The sequence below is a fragment of the Halostagnicola alkaliphila genome, assembly GCF_055379965.1.
Genome location: NZ_AP043826.1, coordinates 2,855,325 through 2,871,514, shown reverse-complemented (window position 1 = coordinate 2,871,514; position 16,190 = coordinate 2,855,325). Strand labels below are relative to the sequence as shown.

Below are 16,190 nucleotides of genomic sequence, written 5' to 3'. Positions count from 1 at the left end.
CTTAAAGCTACTCGAGAACGTCGACGAGGGGGTCGTCGTCGATCATCTGTGCCAGCACGACGCGATCGATCCGTTCGGAGCGCTCAAGCAGGTCCGTCGCGATTTCGGTTCCGGTGTCGCGAAGCCCCTCGTCGTCGACTTTGTTGAGCAACGGAACGACCGTCGCGTCCTCGGGAACGTCCTTCATCCCACCCTGCTCGCTCGCGAGCACGGCCGCCACGTCGGCCGGTCGGATCTCCTCGCCCCGCTCGAGTCCGGTGATATCGGTGACGAGTTCCGGTCGATGAACGAGCTCCGTCGACAGCGGTTCGCCGACGACGTGTGCGCTCGCGATCGGAATCACGGTATCCGTACACCGAGGAAGCTGTGGCTCGTGGTCGTCGGGTGCCTTGAAGTCGCGCATCCGTGCTCCGTCGGCTTTGACGAGGACGAGATCGGCTTTCCCCGACGCGTCGATCTCGTCGACGGTTTCGCAGTCGTAGCCGCCGTAGCGTTCTTCGTCCGCGCGGTCGGGAACGAGGCCCAGCGGCCAGTTCCCGTTCGCGCCGCTCGTCTCCGTTCCGCCGTCCGTTCCCGGTTCGCCGCCCGCTCGCTCCTCGAGCACCGAGATCGGCTCATCGGTTATCTCAACTCGCTCGACGTGCGAGTCGAAGAACGGGATTCGGACGCTGGCCGTGACGACGGTTTTCGGCGCGATTCCCTCGGTTGCACGCGATGCGAGGGCATAGAGGGTCGTTTTCTTCCCTCCTGCACCAACCGTACAGACGGTTCCCGACTCGGCGCGAAGCGCCTCGAGAATGTTCATGCGACTACGGTAGGCGGGCTGGCCAAATCAGTGTGGCGAGACGCGGCGTCGGTAATTGCGTTGCGGTAGTGTCCGATTCGCGGGAGCGAACGAAGCGTCCACTACACTGATTTATCCACCCCTCCATGGCACCAGTATGTCCCTCCTGTCTGACGATCTGCTGGAGCGCCAGGAGATCCACCCGTCGCTCTCGAGAAAGATCGAGCGGTACAGCGATCAGGGTGGGCTCCTCGGCATCGTCGTCTACGCGTTCACCTATCTCGAGTCCGAAGACGAACGGCTCGCGGATATCGCCGCCGAACTCCCAGCGCTCCTGTTCGTCTCGAGCAGTTTGCACGACGACGCGATCGACGAGCCGACGCTCGACGCCGCGAAACGCGCCGGTGGTCTCACGGGAGACCTGCCCACCAGACAGTTCCTGAACCAGCACGTGACGGTCGGCGATCTGGTGTTTGCGAAACTGATCGACCGCCTCGAGGAACTGCCCGAAGGGGTCGAAACGAGTCAGGTTAGTTCGAGCATCCGCGAAATCGGCGTCGGCCAACTCAACGAAGACGGGTTCGACCCCACCTCGGCGTCGAAGGCCGACGCGGTCAGGCGGCTCGATCAGCGCGGATCCGTTTGGGGAGACCTGGTCGCAAGCGTCGTCGGCGCCGCCGGCCTCTACCCCGAGATCCAACTCGGGCGCATTGCGACCATCTCGCGGAACCTCCTGTTCGTCTACACGGTCTTCGATGACGTCGAGGACCTCCCCGAAGATGTCGAAAACGACGTTGTCAACGCACCACTCATGCTTCTCGAGGAGGACACCGTCGACGAGACCGACTCGAGCGAGGCCGTTGTCGACGCAGTCCTCGAGTCGGACGTCCCGGCGGAACTCGAGGCTCTCGTGGAGGCACGGGAGGCCGAAACAGAGACCGCGGCTCGTCGGTTCCACGAGGCCGGCGACTATTCGAACGAAGCGATTCTCGAGGCGACGTCGCGAGCGCTCGAGTGGTATTGTGACTCCGTCTGCTCGAGGCCGGTCGAGGAGTCGGTGTCTGAAGGATCTCAACGAACGATCCACCGCCAACTCACGGGCGATGAAACGACGAAGCGAGAGTACATCGACTCCGTGATTCGCGAGTCGCCGCTCCACGGCGTTCCGACGGCCGAACTCGGTCGCGAGGCGGCGAGGCTCCCCGGAGAGCGACTCGCGCCTGCGATCATCTCGCTGGTGCACGTTCAGACGCTGGCGGCGTCGACGATGCCGACGGATCTCGAGGACGCGTTCTCTCGACTGCGAGCGGCGAGAGCGGCGTAGGGCCCGGTCGGTCCTTCGTACGGACCACTGTCAGTCGGTACCCCCTCATACGGACCGCTGTAATTCATTTCCGGCACAACCGCGACCCGTCCTGAGGACGAGCCGGTAAATCGTTACAGCAGTCCGTCTCAGTTGTAGCCACGCCACCGATAGCCACATTCAGTGCACTTAAAGAATCGCGTCGGCGGCTCGTCGGCGGAGGCGGTCTGTTTGAGTTCGTACCACGCCTCCTGATTTCCGCAGTCGTCGCAGATGATATCCGTCGCGATCGGCTTCCCTTCGAAGTTCGCTTCCTCGCTGGATTCGATCACCTCGCCGTCCGTCTGGGCTTCCGTGCTGACGAACTCCGATTCGCGCTCTCTATCGCGGTCGCTCGAGAGCCCGCAATCGTCGTTCGTACAGACCATCTGCTCGCCGTCGGCTTTCATCATCGAGCCGCACTCGTCGCAGAACTGCATACCACGCGTTGGTGGTCGGCGCGCAAAAACCCTAAGGATTAGTCCGTTCGCTTTCCGGTTCCGCGAAGAATCATCGTCGGTTCCGTAGCTGGCAGCTATTGGTGTGCAGACAGCAACTGTCGTTGTGTCTATCCGGTTGCGTCGTTGTGCTTGGTCGAATTCCGACTAGAAACACGACGAGTACCCGGAAAGAAGAGCGAGATAGGTTCATCTCCGTGCATCGCCTAGAAGGATACGGATCTCTCGACGACACCTCGGTAATCGAGTCCCGTCGAACGCGGTCGCGGCGAGATCCAGAAACGAGGAGGAGGAAAATGGTATCGAAAGAGACAGAAACAGAAATAACGGAGTATTTCGGGCAGGTCCCAGGCTGGATCGAAGCGCTTCCCGAGTCCGCGGCGGATCATAGTTGGGAAGTCGTCCGGGATCTCCAACTCGGAGAAACGGAACTCACACAGCGCGAAAAGGCTCTCGTCGCACTCGGTGCGGCCTCGGCCATTCAGTGTCCCTACTGCATCCACTTCCACAGGGAAGAAGCGAAACTCGAGGAGGTAACCGACGACGAGATGGCCGAAGCGGTCGCCGTCGCCGGCGACGTCCGATACTTCTCGACAGTCTTGCACGGTGCGGAGATGGACTACGACGAGTTCGTAACCGAAACCGGAGCGATCGTCGACCACATCAAAGAACAGCAGGCACCGGCTCCCGGCGACGACTGAACCGCCGTGTCTGAACTCATTTTTGTCTCCGATGTCGTACGATTCTCGGCGCTTCGGGGAGGAGCTCTCGGCACTTTGGCCGACTCGAGAGTAGTCGCCGTTCGGAGCCGATTGCCAGAATCGAAGTCACTATTCAGGTACGGGCGGTATCATCGAACGTGACCGAGTACGACGCGGTTGTGTACGATCTAGACGGAACGTTGGTCGATCTCGCCGTCGACTGGAAAGCCGTCGCTATCGACGTGCTCGCCGTCTACGCCTACGGTGGGGTCGAACCCCCGAGTGCCGAACTCTGGGAGATGCTCGACGCCTCGAGCTCCGTCGGGCTGGCCAGCGAAATCGAGGAGACCATCGCCGATCACGAGCGCGAAGGTGCCCACAACTCGGATCGTCTGGCTCACGCAGACGACCTTCTCGAGCGCGACGTGCCGGTGGGCGTCTGCTCGCTCAATTGCGAAGCCGCCTGTCGTATCGCACTCGAGGAGCACGGGCTCGCAGATGCGGTCGGTGCCGTCGTGGGTCGCGATACGATTCCGACGAGAAAACCCGATCCGGAGCCGCTGATCGAGACGATTCGAATGCTCTCCGTGAATCCGACGGCGACGTTGTTCGTCGGTGATTCAGAGACGGACGAACTCGCAGCGGAACGTGCGGGGATCGACTTCGAGTACGTCGACGACCGGACCTCACAGCGCTGATTCTCGGGAGTACATCTTGGGCGACTTAGAGGCAGCAGACAGAGCGCAGCACCGGGTTGAGCGTTACGTTGATTTGGGAGCGCTGCTGACTCGAGTGCTACGCTTGCTGGCGTTTCGCGTACGTAAATACCGACAGGGCGGTGATAATCCAGATGACTGCACCGACCCGGATCGCGAACTCTACGCGAGCACCCCAGTTCGGAAGATCGACGGGGACCGAAAGGAGTGCGACGATGGGCGCTCCGACGGCGATGGTTGCGACGAACGTAACCTGCATCACCCATCCGAAATCGACGCCGTCGGGTGAACTGGTTTCGACGGGTTCTGGCACGAGCACGAGTTGTTCTCGCCGTGCAGTCCTAATAAGTGCCGCGGGACGAGTCCTCGCCGCTACGCGAAGACGGATCGTTACGGTCGTATCCGAATAACAATGCTGTTTACTGCTCGGGGACGAAGCTGTGTGCATGGTAACCGTACGCGACCTCAGAGAGCAGACGGGCGAGGACCCTATCACGGTGCTAACCGCCTACGACGCGCCGACGGCCGAAATCGTCGACGAAGCGGGCGTCGACGTCGTTCTCGTCGGCGACAGCGTCGGGAATACCACGCTCGGATACGAGACGACAGTTCCCGTGACCGTCGACGAGATGGCTAGCCACGTCGGGGCCGTCGCTCGAGCGACTGACGACGCGCTGGTCGTTGCGGACATGCCGTTTCTCTCCTTCGGCGTCGACGAGGCGACGACCGTCGAAAACGCCGGTCGGATGCTCAAAGCGGAGGGGGCATCAGCGGTCAAACTCGAGAGCGGTCCGCACACGGTCGATATCACGGAGAAAATGGTCCAGCTCGGAATTCCGGTGATGGCCCACCTCGGATTGACCCCACAGCACGTCAACCAGTACGGCGGATACCCCCGTCAGGGAACGAATCAGGAGGCCGCGGATCGAATGCTCGAGCTCGCCGAAGCTCACGCGGACGCGGGGGCGTTCTCACTGGTCCTCGAGCACGTGCCCTCGAATCTCGCCCGAACGATAACTGAAGCGATCGATATCCCGACGATCGGGATTGGTGCGGGTCCCCACTGCGACGGGCAGGTGCTCGTCTTCGACGACGCCGTGGGCCTGAGCGAGTGGACGCCCTCGTTCTCGAAACAGTTCGGCGACGTCCGTTCGGAGATGGAGTCTGCGGTCGACGAGTACGTTTCTGCGGTCGAGGAACGCGAGTTCCCCGCCGACGAGCACGGTCACGAGGAGAGCGATCTCGAAGATATTTACTGAACGACGGAGAACGCGCAAATCCTCGAGAGCGTGACAAAATGCGTTATAGCGACTCGAGGAATTCGGCTACCGTCTCGTTGAACGCCTCCGATCGTTCGAGCATCGGGAGGTGTGCGGCCTGTTCGATTGCTGCGACCGACCCGTCGGGAATCTCGTCGGCGAGATACTCGTGGTACCACGGTGGTGTGAGTTGGTCGTACTCGCCGTAAATCGCAAGCGTTGGGACTTCGACTCTGTGGAGTTCGTCTCGAACGTCGAACCGATGACAGGTGAGGAAATCGCGGTAGGTAACTTCCTGCCCGCACTCGAGCATTCGTTCGCGAGAGGCCACGAGCAGTTCGGGATCGGGGTCGTGAAAGATCCTGTCTGGTTCGTGGAGGAACTCGACGGCCCGCTCGAAATCCGACTCGAGCCAGTCGAGAAGGTCGTCGAGTACGCCCATTCGGGCACCCGTCCCGGTCAGAATAGCCGCCTCGGGCTCGAACGACCGCTCGAGGAGAACGTGAAGGATAACGGCCCCGCCGAGCGAGTTCCCGACGAGAACGTCCGAATCCGTTTCGTCGAGGACCGCAAGCACGTCGTCGGCGTACGCCGACAGTGACGCGTAGCCCGAGTTCGCCTGGATGTCCTCCGACTCGCCGTGTCCGCTCAGATCGAGTGCCACGATTTCGTAGCGATCCGACAGCGACTCTTGAAAGCGCCACACGTCCTGTGAACCACCGCTGCCGTGTACGAAGCAAATCGTTTTGTTGGCCCCGTTCGCCTCCGTAGTAGCGTACGCCGTCCCCCGTCCGTGGTGGGTGACCGTGTTCATGTGATGACGGACGATAACAGCGTGCATAAATACCCGAGTTGGTTTCCCGCCCTCGTCCCTCGAGAGTTGCGGAAGAGTCGCTTCATCGGCGAGGCGGAACTGCGTTCAAGGTCTTTTTCGCTACCCTCTCGCCCTCTTGGGGTTCATCTGCGAAAGATATAAATACTAGGAGAGCTAACTTAGGGTTAGTTACAATGAACATTGAGCAATTCACGAGCGATCAACTCGCTCGCAAATACGAGTACGACGACGGATCGGTCATCGCGATCGACCTCGGCACTAGCGTGGCGGAACCGTCGGTCGACCTCGTCGACGGAACGGTCATTATCGTGAGTGACGACGACCAATACGAGTTCGACCTACCAGTCGAGCAGACGGATGCGCACACGTTTATCAGAAACGGCGTGCTCACTATCGAACTGGAGGACAACCTATGAAACTCACCGTCAAACCCCTCAAGCAAAAAGACGCAGGACGCGGACTCGCAGCGATCGATCGCGTGTCGATGAGCGAGCTCGGCCTCGAGAACGGGGATTACATCACGATCGAGGGCAAAGGTGACGGCCAATCCGTTGCCCGAGTCTGGCCCGGCTATCCCGAAGACGAGGGACGGAACGTCGTCCGAATCGACGGTCGGCTCCGACAGGAGGCAAACGTCGGGATCGACGACAGCGTCTCCGTCGAGAAGGCCGACGTCAAGCCGGCAACGGCCGTCACCGTCGCGCTCCCGCAAAACCTCCGTATCCGGGGCGATATCGGCCCGCTCGTCCGCGATAAGTTGAGCGGACAGGCCGTCACCGAGGGCCAGACGGTACCGTTTTCACTCTCGTTCGGACCGATGGCGAGCTCCGGTCAGTCGGTGCCGCTGAAAATCGCGAGCACCTCGCCGTCGGGAACGGTCGTCATCACCGACTCGACCGATATCGAAATCTCGGAGACGCCGGCCGAGCAGATCAGCTCCGGCCCCGGTGGAGCGTCCGAAGGCATTCCGGATGTCACCTACGAGGACATCGGCGGCCTCGACGACGAACTCGACCAGGTTCGAGAAATGATCGAGTTGCCGATGCGCCACCCCGAACTGTTCCAGCAACTCGGTATCGAACCGCCGAAGGGCGTTCTCTTGCACGGCCCGCCAGGGACCGGCAAAACGCTGATGGCGAAGGCGGTCGCCAACGAGATCGACGCCCACTTCGAGACCATCTCCGGTCCGGAGATCATGTCGAAGTACTACGGCGAGTCCGAAGAACAACTCCGCGAGGTCTTCGAGGAAGCCGAGGAGAACGCTCCGGCGATCATCTTCATCGACGAACTCGACTCGATCGCCGCCAAACGCGAGGACGCAGGCGGCGACGTCGAACGCCGCGTCGTCGCCCAACTGCTCTCGCTGATGGACGGCCTCGAGGAGCGCGGTCGCGTTACGGTCATCGCCGCGACCAACCGTATCGACGATATCGATCCCGCACTCCGTCGCGGCGGTCGGTTCGATCGGGAGATCGAAATCGGCGTTCCCGACAAACAGGGCCGCAAGGAGATCCTGCAGGTCCACACTCGAGGGATGCCGCTTTCGGACTCCGTCGACGTCGAACACTACGCGTCCAACACTCACGGCTTCGTCGGGGCGGACCTCGAGAGTCTCGCCCGCGAAAGCGCGATGAACGCGCTTCGACGGATCCGGCCCGAACTGGACCTCGAGTCCGACGAGATCGATGCGGACGTCCTCGAGAGTCTGCAGGTCACCGAGCGGGACTTCAAGGAGGCGCTCAAGGGGATCCAACCCTCGGCGCTCCGGGAGGTCTTCGTCGAAGTACCGGACATCACCTGGAACGATGTCGGCGGACTCGGAGACACGAAAGAACGCCTGCGCGAAACTATCCAGTGGCCGCTCGACTACCCGGACGTGTTCGAGGCGATGGACATGCAGGCCGCCAAGGGGGTCCTCATGTTCGGCCCGCCCGGAACCGGGAAAACGCTGCTCGCCAAGGCGGTTGCCAACGAGGCCGAATCGAACTTCATCTCGATCAAAGGCCCCGAACTGCTCAACAAGTACGTCGGAGAGTCCGAGAAGGGCGTCCGCGAGGTCTTCGAGAAGGCTCGGTCGAACGCACCGACCGTGATCTTCTTCGACGAAATCGACTCCATCGCCGGCGAACGCGGCGGGAACACCACCGACTCCGGCGTCGGGGAACGCGTCGTCAGCCAACTGCTGACCGAACTCGACGGCCTCGAGGAACTCGAGGACGTGGTCGTCATCGCGACGACGAACCGACCCGATCTGATCGACAGCGCCCTGCTCCGTCCAGGTCGACTGGATAGACACGTCCACGTTCCCGTTCCGGACGAGGAGGGCCGCGAACGGATCTTCGAGGTCCACACGCGCGACAAGCCGCTGGCCGACGCCGTCGACCTCGAGTGGCTCGCCGCCGAAACGGAGGGCTACGTCGGTGCCGACATCGAAGCCGTCTGCCGCGAAGCCTCGATGGCCGCGAGCCGGGAGTTCATCAACTCGGTCGACCGCGAGGAGATGGCAGACAGCATCGAAAACGTCCGCATCAGCAAGGAACACTTCGAGCAAGCCCTTGAGGAGGTCCAGCCGAGCGTGACCCCCGAGACTCGAGAGCAGTACGAAGATCTCGAAGAGGAGTTCCAGCAGGCGGACCCGAGCGGAGAGAGCGATCAGCTGGGTCGAACCTTCCAGTAAATCGCCTACAGGCGGTACGGCTCTTCGGTTTGCGATTCCGACGGTTTTCTCGGACGTGACGTAGCTCGAGGAGCATCGACTAAGGAATTAGTAACGGATCACTCGTCGTATAGGTCTACTGTATGGTACGACAGAAAGACGTATTTCGCGTTGTTATAAACACCAACGCAGAATGAGAGCAGTATTGATCGGAATCCTTGGCCTTCAACTAACGATAATTGCAGGAATAGAGGCCATCATCAACGAGATGGCGCCGGCTGCTGAGGGGAGTTGGGTGGTCCTGATGTGGTTGAGTTTACTGATAACTCTATTTGCTATCGCGCTCGACCAGTATTCATCCGAGCAGAGAAGAGGATCCTAGATAGTACTCGAGCAGACCTCGTTCGGGCCCTCCTCGAGCGAAGCCAGCACCGCTTCGGCGTGGTCCTCCGGCGAGACACCCTCGTAGACCGCCTCGATGGTTCCGTCCGGGCCGACGACGTACGTATTCCGGAAGACGCCGTCGAACGTGTTGCCGAACATCCGTTTTTCGCCGTAGGATTCGTACAGCGTCGAGACCTCGCCCATCTCGTCGGCGAGGAGGTCGAACTCGAGGTCGTAGTCGTCGGCGAATTTCTCGAGGTCCGAAACCGAATCGTCGCTGATGCCGACGACGGCGGTATCGAGCTCGGCGAACTGATCGAGCGAATCGTCGAAGCCACACGCTTCGGTCGTACAGCCCTCGGTGTTCGCACGCGGATAGAAGTAGACGACGAGGCGTTGGCCGTCGAAATCCGATCGGCGAACGGTCTCTCCGTGCTGGTTCGGCAGTTCGAATTCGGGTGCGTCGTCGCCAACCTCGAGCATGGAACCGTCTTGGAGAGCGTAGTTGTATGTATTGTGATTCGGCCCGGTGCTCGAGGATCGCGTGGAGTATTCTTCCGGTTGTTCCCTCGTGGAGCCGGTCTCAGTCCAGTTGCTCGGCCGCTTCGCGCTCGACCAGCGGCGTCGCGTTCTGTTCGGGGAGGGTGACGACGTCGTCGGCCGCGAGCGTGTACTCCCGGTCGTCGACGCCGAGGATCGAACCGACATCTTCGGTGATCTTCACGGTGAGCCGATCGAGCGAGGGCTCGTCGGCCGCTGTGTCGTCATCGGGATCGGCGCTCCCGCTCGAGTCGGTCCCTGCGCCGCCATCAGTTGCCGGTGTTTCGGGTGAATTACCAACTGTCGGCTCCGAGTCTGTCGATGATTCCGCGGAATCCGGCTGTTCCGGCGATTCCGGCGGGTCGCCGCCCATCACGTCTGCGGCACTGACACCGCTCGAGTCGGCCCCGGGCGTCGCGTCTCCGGTCGTAGTCGGCTCGTCCGTGTCGGGAACCGACTGGTCCGGGTCGATGCTCTCCGGCGGCGTTTCGGACGGCGCTTGATCCGCGGGTTCGCGAGCGGATCGATCCTGATCCGTCGGTGAAGACGGTCGATCGGCCGTCGTCGCCTGGTCGCGATCCTCGACCGTCCCCGTCTCAGCGTCGACGCCTTCGAGCACGTCGAGCACCCGATTTTTGTTCGACTGGATGCGATCGACGAGGTCGTCGAAGAGATCGACTTCCTCGGCCGTGAGGCCCTCGTCGTTTCCGGCCATGCCGGCGGCGGAGAGACTCGCCTGCTTGACGAGTTTTCCCATTCGGCGCTCGTATATCGCCTCGACGACGTCTTTGGCGGTCTCGATCTCGTCGGTGAGTTGGCTCACTTCCGGCGAGGCAAACGGATCGTCAGCGGTCTCCGCCGCGCGATCGCGCTCGTCCTCGAGGTCCGCGATGTACTCGCCAACTTCCTGGTAGAACGAGGGGCGCAAATTCTGGAGGCTATCCTTCTGGCGCTCCTTGCTCTGGACCGAGCGTAGTTCGTCGAGATTCATTCTTTTTCCTTTTCGGCGCGGCCACGTGCCATGAGAAACATGGCGACGTACTCCGGTAGTGACTGGTCACCCTCCTGGACTGTAAAGATATCGCCCCCGAGTTCGACCGTTCCGCCGCGGTCGACGTCGATCGCGACCTCGTGGCCGGTGAACGTTTCCGGAACCGCGTCCACGAGCGGATCGAACGCCTCGAGATCCTCGGGAGCGATTCGTTGTGTCGTCAGCGCGCTCCCGCCGTGGAGACTTCCCGGGAGCCGGATGAGTCGATTCGTGTCGGTCGTCACCGGTTCGTCGATCGGGGCGTTATCCCGCTCGACCGCAGTCGACGCGAACCGTTCGGCCAACTGCGCGATGGCCGTGTGTACCGTCACGTTGCCAGCCTCGAGGCCCTCGCGGTTGTTTCGAGCGGCCGAAAGGGTCGCCTCGGCTTTTCCCTCGCCGATACCGTCGAACTCCTGCAATCGCTCGAGGGCGTCCTTGTCGTCCATCTCGAGCAAGTCCTCGATGAAGGCCATGAAGTGCTCGTGGATGCGAGCCCCCCAGCCGCCGTCAACTCGTAGATTACGACGTTCGGTCGGCGTCTTTCGACCGAGTCCGGCGACCGTCTCCGTTTCGATCAGCTCCTCGAAATCGAGCCCGATGCCGCGAACGTAGTCGACGATCTCTCGGCGGTGTTCCCGTTCGAGGTGTTTGACGGTTTCGTCGCGAACGTGGACGTGATACCCCCGCCCGCCGGAGAAAACGATCTCGATGTTCTCGAAGGCGAAATCGTCCTCGAGAAACTCGAGCAGGCGAAGCAGGGCGTCCTTACACTTGCCGAGCATCTCCGCGTAGGAATCCTCGCCGAGGGTGACCCTCGGCAGGTGGTCGGCGTCGAGGTCGAAGACCAGATCCGACGATCGCCACTCCTTTTCAGTCATCGAGCCCGCGCCCGGATCGCGGTAGCGTCCCGCAGAAAAGTAGACGTGCTGCGGACGTTTGCGGACGAGAAACTCCTCGATATCCCCCAACTCGAGCAGGGATCGGTGTCTGACCATCGTCGTTCCCGGCCCCTCGGTCCACGGGATAAACCCCCACTCGCGTTCGTTCGCTTCGGGCGGGAGCGTAATCTCCGTTCGACGGTAGTGATCACGAAATCGGCCTCGAAGATACGCTCTCGTTCGCTCCTCCATTCGTCCACGGTATCTGAGACGGGAGACTATAATCTTCCCGAAAGTCCCGAACGCTCGAAAGACAACGAACGGAGGGACTCATCTCGAGTGATATAATAACGAAATATGTGCAGGCAGAATCGAGATAGTGGCGAAATCTCTCTCCGAAGAGCGCAAGCGGATTTCGGTCCAGTAGTGAGGGCGGGAGAAACGAGTGGGAAACTCTCGGCGTTACCGGCGCATCAACTCGGAAATCTTGTCCGTAATACCGCTGCTCGAGCCGAGTTTGAGGTAGTAGGCGTCGCCGCCGTCCTCGTAGTAGTTGTCGATTCGGCGGTTGATCTCGAAGCCGAGATGTTCGTAGAACCGGAGTGCGTCTTCGTTGGTCGTCCGGGCGTGACAGGTGATCGTGTCGTACTCCTCTGCGACCCGCGCGACGAGTCGCTTGCCGATCCCCTCGCCCTGACACTCGGGCGAGACGGCCAGAAAGAGGATGTAGCCGTCGCGTCGAACGGCCGCAAAGCCGATCAGTTCGTCGTCTTGCAGATAGATGTGGACCGTCGAGCGGCGATAAGCGTCGGTGAAGAAACTATGTCGCTGTTTGAGGACACCAACGCGGTCGTTGATCTCCTCTTTGAGTTGCCAGGCTTCGTCGACAAAATCGTCACTTCCCGAGGTGACGACGCGACTGTCGATGTTGACGCTCACTACCGTCTTCTAACAGTCTCGTCAATATAATTCCACCGGCATGCGAACTCGTGGAGGGTTGTACGCTTTTTTGATAGCTTCGGTAAAGGAGACGATTTTCGAACTGTTAACGGGCTCGGACTACCGGACACGGTAAGTCAAACGTGCCGTCGAACCGACGGCCATACGGTCCTCGCCAATAAACCGGGAACCGATGGGTTTCGAACTCCGAGAACACACTGCTGATATCGCAGTTGCGGCAACCGGGGACAGTCTCGAGTCGGTCTTCGGAGCAGTCGCGGACGGACTCGCCGCCGCCTCGACCGAAGACATCCCCCAAACTGGCGGAGACCGGTTCTCGCTTACGGTGAGCGCGGAGAATCTCGAGGCGCTGTTGTTCGATTACGTCGACGAGCTGATTTACCTTCGCGACGTTCGTCTCGAGCTTCCCGTCGATAACCAGGTCGACCGCATCGAAACCGCTGACTCCCCCGAGCCCGAAGCTGACGGCAATTTGCCGGTCGACCCGACGTATTCGATCGAGGCAACGGCGCGAGGCGTTCCGTTGTCTGAAATCACCGCTCGAGAGATCAAAGCGGTCACCTACTCGGAGATGCGACTCGAGGAGACCGAGGACGGCTGGGAAGCGTACGTCGTATTCGACGTCTGACACGGACTACTGTAGAGTCATTACCGTCGCGCCCGCGACTCGCCTGCGAACGCGACGGTAAACAGTTACAGCAGACCGTCTGCGGCTTTGGCTCCTCGTTGTTGGATTGAACGGCCGCGAAAAGCGAGCCGTAGCCACGTCGTTTTTACCGCCGTCCGCGTATCATTAGCTATGTTTCGAAGATCCGATGTTCGACCGAGCCGGATCGGAGTCTGGTTCGCGATCGCCGCCTGTTGGTTCGTCGCGGCGGTCAGTTCGGTCAGCGCTCACGAGGAGTACGTCGTCGACGGCGAGCAGAACGTCCCGGTCGACGAATTTCTCGCCGATTCGCTCACCGACCCGATGGTCGTCGGTCCGTTGCTGGCTGGCGGACTCGTCGTTCTCGGTGTCGTATTCTGCTATCTCTGGTTCCAGCCGTTTCAACGGGATATCGCCGCGTTCAGTCACGCGATGGACGAGTACGTCGAGTACGTTCCGTGGCTGTTGCGGATCTCCTTTGGCATCCCGCTGATCGGTGCCGGTTTCGGCGGCTACTTCATCAGCCCCGCGCTCGAGGTCGAACTGCGTATCCTCCAGGTCGGACTTGGATTCTTGCTGTTGTTCGGGTTCGCGACTCGAGTCGTTGCGCTCGCGACGCTTGCGGTCTATCTCGTCGGAACGGTGATCTGGCCGACGCTTCTCCTCCAACTCGAGTTCGTCGGCGGGTTGCTCGCCATCGCGTTGATCGGGAGCGGAAAACCGAGCGCGGATCACGTTCTCCAGCGAGTCGCCGGCACTCCGGGGACGATCTACGGTAGGTTCGACCCCATTTATGATCACGCCCGATCGTTCCAAGACCGGATAGATCCCTACAGACAGTATCTTCCGACGGTCGTTCGGTTCGGCCTCGGGACGACGTTCATCTATCTCGGCGCGACACAGAAGATCCTCCAACCCGGTCTGGCGCTCGAGGTCGTCGACCAGTACGATCTCACGGCGGTCGTCCCAGTCGCTCCCGAGCTCTGGGTGATGGGTGCCGGACTCGCCGAGATCGCGCTCGGAACCGCGCTCATCATCGGACTGTTCACCAGAGCCAGTGCGGCGACCGCGATCGCGATGTTTACGCTCACGTTGTTTGCACTGCCGGACGATCCGGTTCTCGCACACGTCGCCCTATTCGGAATGGCTTCGGTCCTGCTTATCACCGGTAGCGGGCCGTACGGACTCGATAACCGGACCGAACGGGTCGAAGAGGAACTCGAGGAGGCGGCTCCGGTGGCGACGCAGTAACGCGTCGCATCTGAAATTGCGAACCGATCGGAATGTGCTACTCGGCGGCCGAAGAGACGAACATCTTTCACCGTCGGCGTCCGATTTTGAGGTATGACTACGTTCGACGCAAACGGCGTCACGCTCGAGCAGATTCGGGAGTACGTCTGGGAAGTGAAACAGGAGGGAGAGATGGGGACGCCCGCTCGCGTCCTCGCAAGCGAGGCGCTCCTCGAGGAGATCAGCGAGGATAAGACCTTAGAGCAGTTACAGAACGCGACGCACCTGCCGGGGATGACCGACTACGCGATCTGCATGCCCGACGGCCACCAGGGCTACGGCTTCCCCGTCGGTGGTGTCGGCGCACTCGACGCCGAGGACGGCTGTATTTCGCCGGGAGCGGTCGGCTACGATATCAATTGCGGCGTCAGGATGATGCGGACGAACCTGACCTACGACGAGGTTACGGGTCGGGAAGAGGAGCTCGTCGACTCGCTCTTTGCCAACATTCCGTCGGGTCTCGGCGGCGGCGGTATCGTCGAGTCGGGAATCGACGACGTCGAGGAGATCCTCGCCCGCGGCGTCGACTGGGCGCTCGAGAACGGCCACGCCGTCGAGGACGACCTCCTCCACTGCGAGGACGAGGGGATGCGGGAAGGAGCGGATCCCTCGAAGGTCTCCCAGAAGGCCAAAGACCGCGGGAAGAACCAGATCGGCTCGCTCGGGTCGGGGAATCACTTCCTCGAGGTCCAGCGCGTGACCGACGTCTTCGACGACGAGGTCGGGGAGGCGTTCGGACTCGAGGAGGACCAGATCGTCGTGCTGATCCATTGTGGCTCTCGCGGGCTCGGCCACCAGACGTGCAACGACTACCTGCGAAAAATCGAACAACAACACCAGGGAATGCTCGAGCAGTTGCCCGACAAGGAGCTGGCGGCGGCACCCGCTGGATCCCAACTCGCCGAGGATTACTACGGGGCGATGAACGCCGCGATCAACTTCGCATGGGTCAACCGCCAGCTGATCATGCACCGCACACGGAAGGTCTTCGAGCGCGTCTTCGAGCGATCCTGGGAGGAAATGGAGATGGACCTGCTCTACGACGTCGCTCACAACATCGCGAAGAAGGAGACCCACACGGTCGGGGTCGATCAGCAGGGCCGACCCGTGCGAGCCGACGGGAGCGAAGAGCGCGAGGAGCGGGAACTCTACGTCCACCGCAAGGGTGCGACTCGAGCGTTCCCGAAGGGGCACCCCGAAGTGCCCGCGGCCTACCGCGACGTCGGCCAGCCCGTGATCATCCCCGGGAGTATGGGTGCTGGAAGCTACGTCCTCCGCGGCGGCGAGGCTTCGATGGACCTCACGTTCGGGTCGACCGCCCACGGCGCGGGCCGATTGATGAGCCGAACGCAGGCGAAAAACGACTACTGGGGCGGCGACGTCCAACAGGAACTCGAGGACCAGGAGCAGATCTACGTGAAAGCCCAGTCCGGGGCAACCATCGCCGAGGAAGCGCCGGGCGTCTACAAGGACGTCGACGAGGTCGTCAAAGTCTCCGACGAACTTGGAATCGGGGATAAGGTCGCGCGGACGTTCCCGGTGTGTAACATTAAGGGATAGATTCGGCTCGAGACTCGTCTGAACGTTCCTACGAAATTGTATCGTTCGGTTTCATCGAACTGAACCCCTATTTTGCAGATATGTCAGGATAGTCTTCACTCGTACTGTTAGGGATTTCCCTTACAGCGCGTTACGTATAGCGCGCATA

At 61.3% G+C, this 16,190-nt stretch carries 17 protein-coding genes; 9 read left to right on the top strand and 8 right to left on the bottom strand.

Annotated elements, in window-relative coordinates:
• Positions 1 to 7 precede the first annotated feature (7 nt).
• Positions 8 to 805: a selenium cofactor biosynthesis protein YqeC gene (gene yqeC, locus ACZ5C7_RS19625; protein WP_464377946.1), complete on the bottom strand. Its 798-nt coding sequence runs from the start codon at positions 803 to 805 to the stop codon at positions 8 to 10.
• Positions 806 to 941: 136 nt separating this feature from the next.
• Here yqeC and ACZ5C7_RS19620 point away from each other — a divergent pair, with 136 nt between their 5' ends.
• Entirely contained in the window at positions 942 to 2,108 is a 1,167-nt protein-coding gene (locus ACZ5C7_RS19620; RefSeq protein WP_464377945.1) for a class 1 isoprenoid biosynthesis enzyme, read from the top strand.
• A 128-nt stretch (positions 2,109 to 2,236) separates the two neighbouring features.
• Here ACZ5C7_RS19620 and ACZ5C7_RS19615 read toward each other — a convergent pair whose 3' ends face one another.
• Positions 2,237 to 2,566: a transcription factor S gene (locus tag ACZ5C7_RS19615; protein WP_464377944.1), complete on the bottom strand. Its 330-nt coding sequence runs from the start codon at positions 2,564 to 2,566 to the stop codon at positions 2,237 to 2,239.
• A 314-nt stretch (positions 2,567 to 2,880) separates the two neighbouring features.
• Here ACZ5C7_RS19615 and ACZ5C7_RS19610 point away from each other — a divergent pair, with 314 nt between their 5' ends.
• Both ACZ5C7_RS19610 and ACZ5C7_RS19605 read left to right on the top strand, forming a co-directional pair.
• Positions 2,881 to 3,285, top strand: coding sequence for a carboxymuconolactone decarboxylase family protein (locus tag ACZ5C7_RS19610; RefSeq protein WP_464377943.1), 405 nt, complete (start codon positions 2,881 to 2,883; stop codon positions 3,283 to 3,285).
• Positions 3,286 to 3,443: 158 nt separating this feature from the next.
• The gene (locus tag ACZ5C7_RS19605; RefSeq protein WP_464377942.1) at positions 3,444 to 3,983 is read left to right on the top strand and encodes an HAD family hydrolase; all 540 of its coding nucleotides are present in this window, start codon (positions 3,444 to 3,446) and stop codon (positions 3,981 to 3,983) included.
• 97 nt (positions 3,984 to 4,080) lie between these two features.
• On the opposite strand, the gene ACZ5C7_RS19600 is transcribed toward ACZ5C7_RS19605, so the two are convergent.
• Complete coding sequence (locus ACZ5C7_RS19600; RefSeq protein WP_464377941.1) at positions 4,081 to 4,314, bottom strand: DUF5822 domain-containing protein; 234 nt, start codon at positions 4,312 to 4,314, stop codon at positions 4,081 to 4,083.
• A gap of 133 nt (positions 4,315 to 4,447) precedes the next feature.
• On the opposite strand from ACZ5C7_RS19600, the gene panB reads away from it, so the two are divergent.
• On the top strand, positions 4,448 to 5,260 hold the full coding sequence (panB, locus tag ACZ5C7_RS19595) for a 3-methyl-2-oxobutanoate hydroxymethyltransferase (RefSeq protein ID WP_464377940.1): 813 nt from the start codon (positions 4,448 to 4,450) through the stop codon (positions 5,258 to 5,260).
• A 43-nt stretch (positions 5,261 to 5,303) separates the two neighbouring features.
• Here panB and ACZ5C7_RS19590 read toward each other — a convergent pair whose 3' ends face one another.
• Positions 5,304 to 6,074 (bottom strand): alpha/beta fold hydrolase, encoded by a 771-nt coding sequence (locus tag ACZ5C7_RS19590; RefSeq protein WP_464377939.1) that lies wholly within the window; start codon positions 6,072 to 6,074, stop codon positions 5,304 to 5,306.
• A 194-nt stretch (positions 6,075 to 6,268) separates the two neighbouring features.
• Here ACZ5C7_RS19590 and ACZ5C7_RS19585 point away from each other — a divergent pair, with 194 nt between their 5' ends.
• Positions 6,269 to 6,511 carry a DUF7127 family protein gene (locus ACZ5C7_RS19585; RefSeq protein WP_464377938.1) on the top strand — a complete coding sequence of 81 codons (243 nt, stop codon included), beginning with the start codon at positions 6,269 to 6,271 and terminating at the stop codon, positions 6,509 to 6,511.
• Positions 6,508 to 8,772 (top strand): CDC48 family AAA ATPase, encoded by a 2,265-nt coding sequence (locus tag ACZ5C7_RS19580; protein WP_464377937.1) that lies wholly within the window; start codon positions 6,508 to 6,510, stop codon positions 8,770 to 8,772. Before ACZ5C7_RS19585 ends, ACZ5C7_RS19580 begins: the two co-directional genes overlap by 4 nt.
• Positions 8,773 to 9,129: 357 nt before the next feature.
• On the opposite strand, the gene bcp is transcribed toward ACZ5C7_RS19580, so the two are convergent.
• The 4 genes from bcp to ACZ5C7_RS19560 form a co-directional block, all read right to left on the bottom strand.
• Positions 9,130 to 9,618 (bottom strand): thioredoxin-dependent thiol peroxidase, encoded by a 489-nt coding sequence (gene bcp / locus ACZ5C7_RS19575; RefSeq protein ID WP_464377936.1) that lies wholly within the window; start codon positions 9,616 to 9,618, stop codon positions 9,130 to 9,132.
• Between the two features lie 100 nt (positions 9,619 to 9,718).
• Positions 9,719 to 10,666 carry a DNA replication complex subunit Gins51 gene (locus ACZ5C7_RS19570; protein WP_464377935.1) on the bottom strand — a complete coding sequence of 316 codons (948 nt, stop codon included), beginning with the start codon at positions 10,664 to 10,666 and terminating at the stop codon, positions 9,719 to 9,721.
• Entirely contained in the window at positions 10,663 to 11,838 is a 1,176-nt protein-coding gene (priS, locus tag ACZ5C7_RS19565; RefSeq protein ID WP_464377934.1) for a DNA primase small subunit PriS, read from the bottom strand. The genes ACZ5C7_RS19570 and priS overlap by 4 nt, the downstream gene beginning before the upstream one ends.
• Before the next feature lie 210 nt (positions 11,839 to 12,048).
• Complete coding sequence (locus ACZ5C7_RS19560; RefSeq protein ID WP_464377933.1) at positions 12,049 to 12,525, bottom strand: GNAT family N-acetyltransferase; 477 nt, start codon at positions 12,523 to 12,525, stop codon at positions 12,049 to 12,051.
• Positions 12,526 to 12,718: 193 nt separating this feature from the next.
• On the opposite strand from ACZ5C7_RS19560, the gene ACZ5C7_RS19555 reads away from it, so the two are divergent.
• From ACZ5C7_RS19555 to ACZ5C7_RS19545, 3 genes are all read left to right on the top strand, one after another.
• Positions 12,719 to 13,174 carry an archease gene (locus ACZ5C7_RS19555; protein WP_464377932.1) on the top strand — a complete coding sequence of 152 codons (456 nt, stop codon included), beginning with the start codon at positions 12,719 to 12,721 and terminating at the stop codon, positions 13,172 to 13,174.
• Between the two features lie 171 nt (positions 13,175 to 13,345).
• A complete protein-coding gene (locus tag ACZ5C7_RS19550; RefSeq protein ID WP_464377931.1) occupies positions 13,346 to 14,443 on the top strand; it encodes a DoxX family protein in 1,098 nt (365 codons plus the stop codon).
• Positions 14,444 to 14,536: 93 nt separating this feature from the next.
• Positions 14,537 to 16,042, top strand: coding sequence for an RtcB family protein (locus ACZ5C7_RS19545; RefSeq protein ID WP_464377930.1), 1,506 nt, complete (start codon positions 14,537 to 14,539; stop codon positions 16,040 to 16,042).
• The last annotated feature ends 148 nt before the right edge of the window (positions 16,043 to 16,190 follow it).

What these genes read in the sequence shown, in the direction of transcription:
- yqeC (WP_464377946.1), bottom strand. Translation starts at nt 805, where the DNA reads ATGAACATTCTCGAGGCGCTTCGCGCCGAGTCGGGAACCGTCTGTACG.
- ACZ5C7_RS19620 (WP_464377945.1), top strand. Translation starts at nt 942, where the DNA reads ATGTCCCTCCTGTCTGACGATCTGCTGGAGCGCCAGGAGATCCACCCG.
- ACZ5C7_RS19615 (WP_464377944.1), bottom strand. Translation starts at nt 2,566, where the DNA reads ATGCAGTTCTGCGACGAGTGCGGCTCGATGATGAAAGCCGACGGCGAG.
- ACZ5C7_RS19610 (WP_464377943.1), top strand. Translation starts at nt 2,881, where the DNA reads ATGGTATCGAAAGAGACAGAAACAGAAATAACGGAGTATTTCGGGCAG.
- panB (WP_464377940.1), top strand. Translation starts at nt 4,448, where the DNA reads ATGGTAACCGTACGCGACCTCAGAGAGCAGACGGGCGAGGACCCTATC.
- ACZ5C7_RS19590 (WP_464377939.1), bottom strand. Translation starts at nt 6,074, where the DNA reads ATGAACACGGTCACCCACCACGGACGGGGGACGGCGTACGCTACTACG.
- ACZ5C7_RS19585 (WP_464377938.1), top strand. Translation starts at nt 6,269, where the DNA reads ATGAACATTGAGCAATTCACGAGCGATCAACTCGCTCGCAAATACGAG.
- ACZ5C7_RS19580 (WP_464377937.1), top strand. Translation starts at nt 6,508, where the DNA reads ATGAAACTCACCGTCAAACCCCTCAAGCAAAAAGACGCAGGACGCGGA.
- bcp (WP_464377936.1), bottom strand. Translation starts at nt 9,618, where the DNA reads ATGCTCGAGGTTGGCGACGACGCACCCGAATTCGAACTGCCGAACCAG.
- ACZ5C7_RS19570 (WP_464377935.1), bottom strand. Translation starts at nt 10,666, where the DNA reads ATGAATCTCGACGAACTACGCTCGGTCCAGAGCAAGGAGCGCCAGAAG.
- priS (WP_464377934.1), bottom strand. Translation starts at nt 11,838, where the DNA reads ATGGAGGAGCGAACGAGAGCGTATCTTCGAGGCCGATTTCGTGATCAC.
- ACZ5C7_RS19555 (WP_464377932.1), top strand. Translation starts at nt 12,719, where the DNA reads ATGGGTTTCGAACTCCGAGAACACACTGCTGATATCGCAGTTGCGGCA.
- ACZ5C7_RS19550 (WP_464377931.1), top strand. Translation starts at nt 13,346, where the DNA reads ATGTTTCGAAGATCCGATGTTCGACCGAGCCGGATCGGAGTCTGGTTC.
- ACZ5C7_RS19545 (WP_464377930.1), top strand. Translation starts at nt 14,537, where the DNA reads ATGACTACGTTCGACGCAAACGGCGTCACGCTCGAGCAGATTCGGGAG.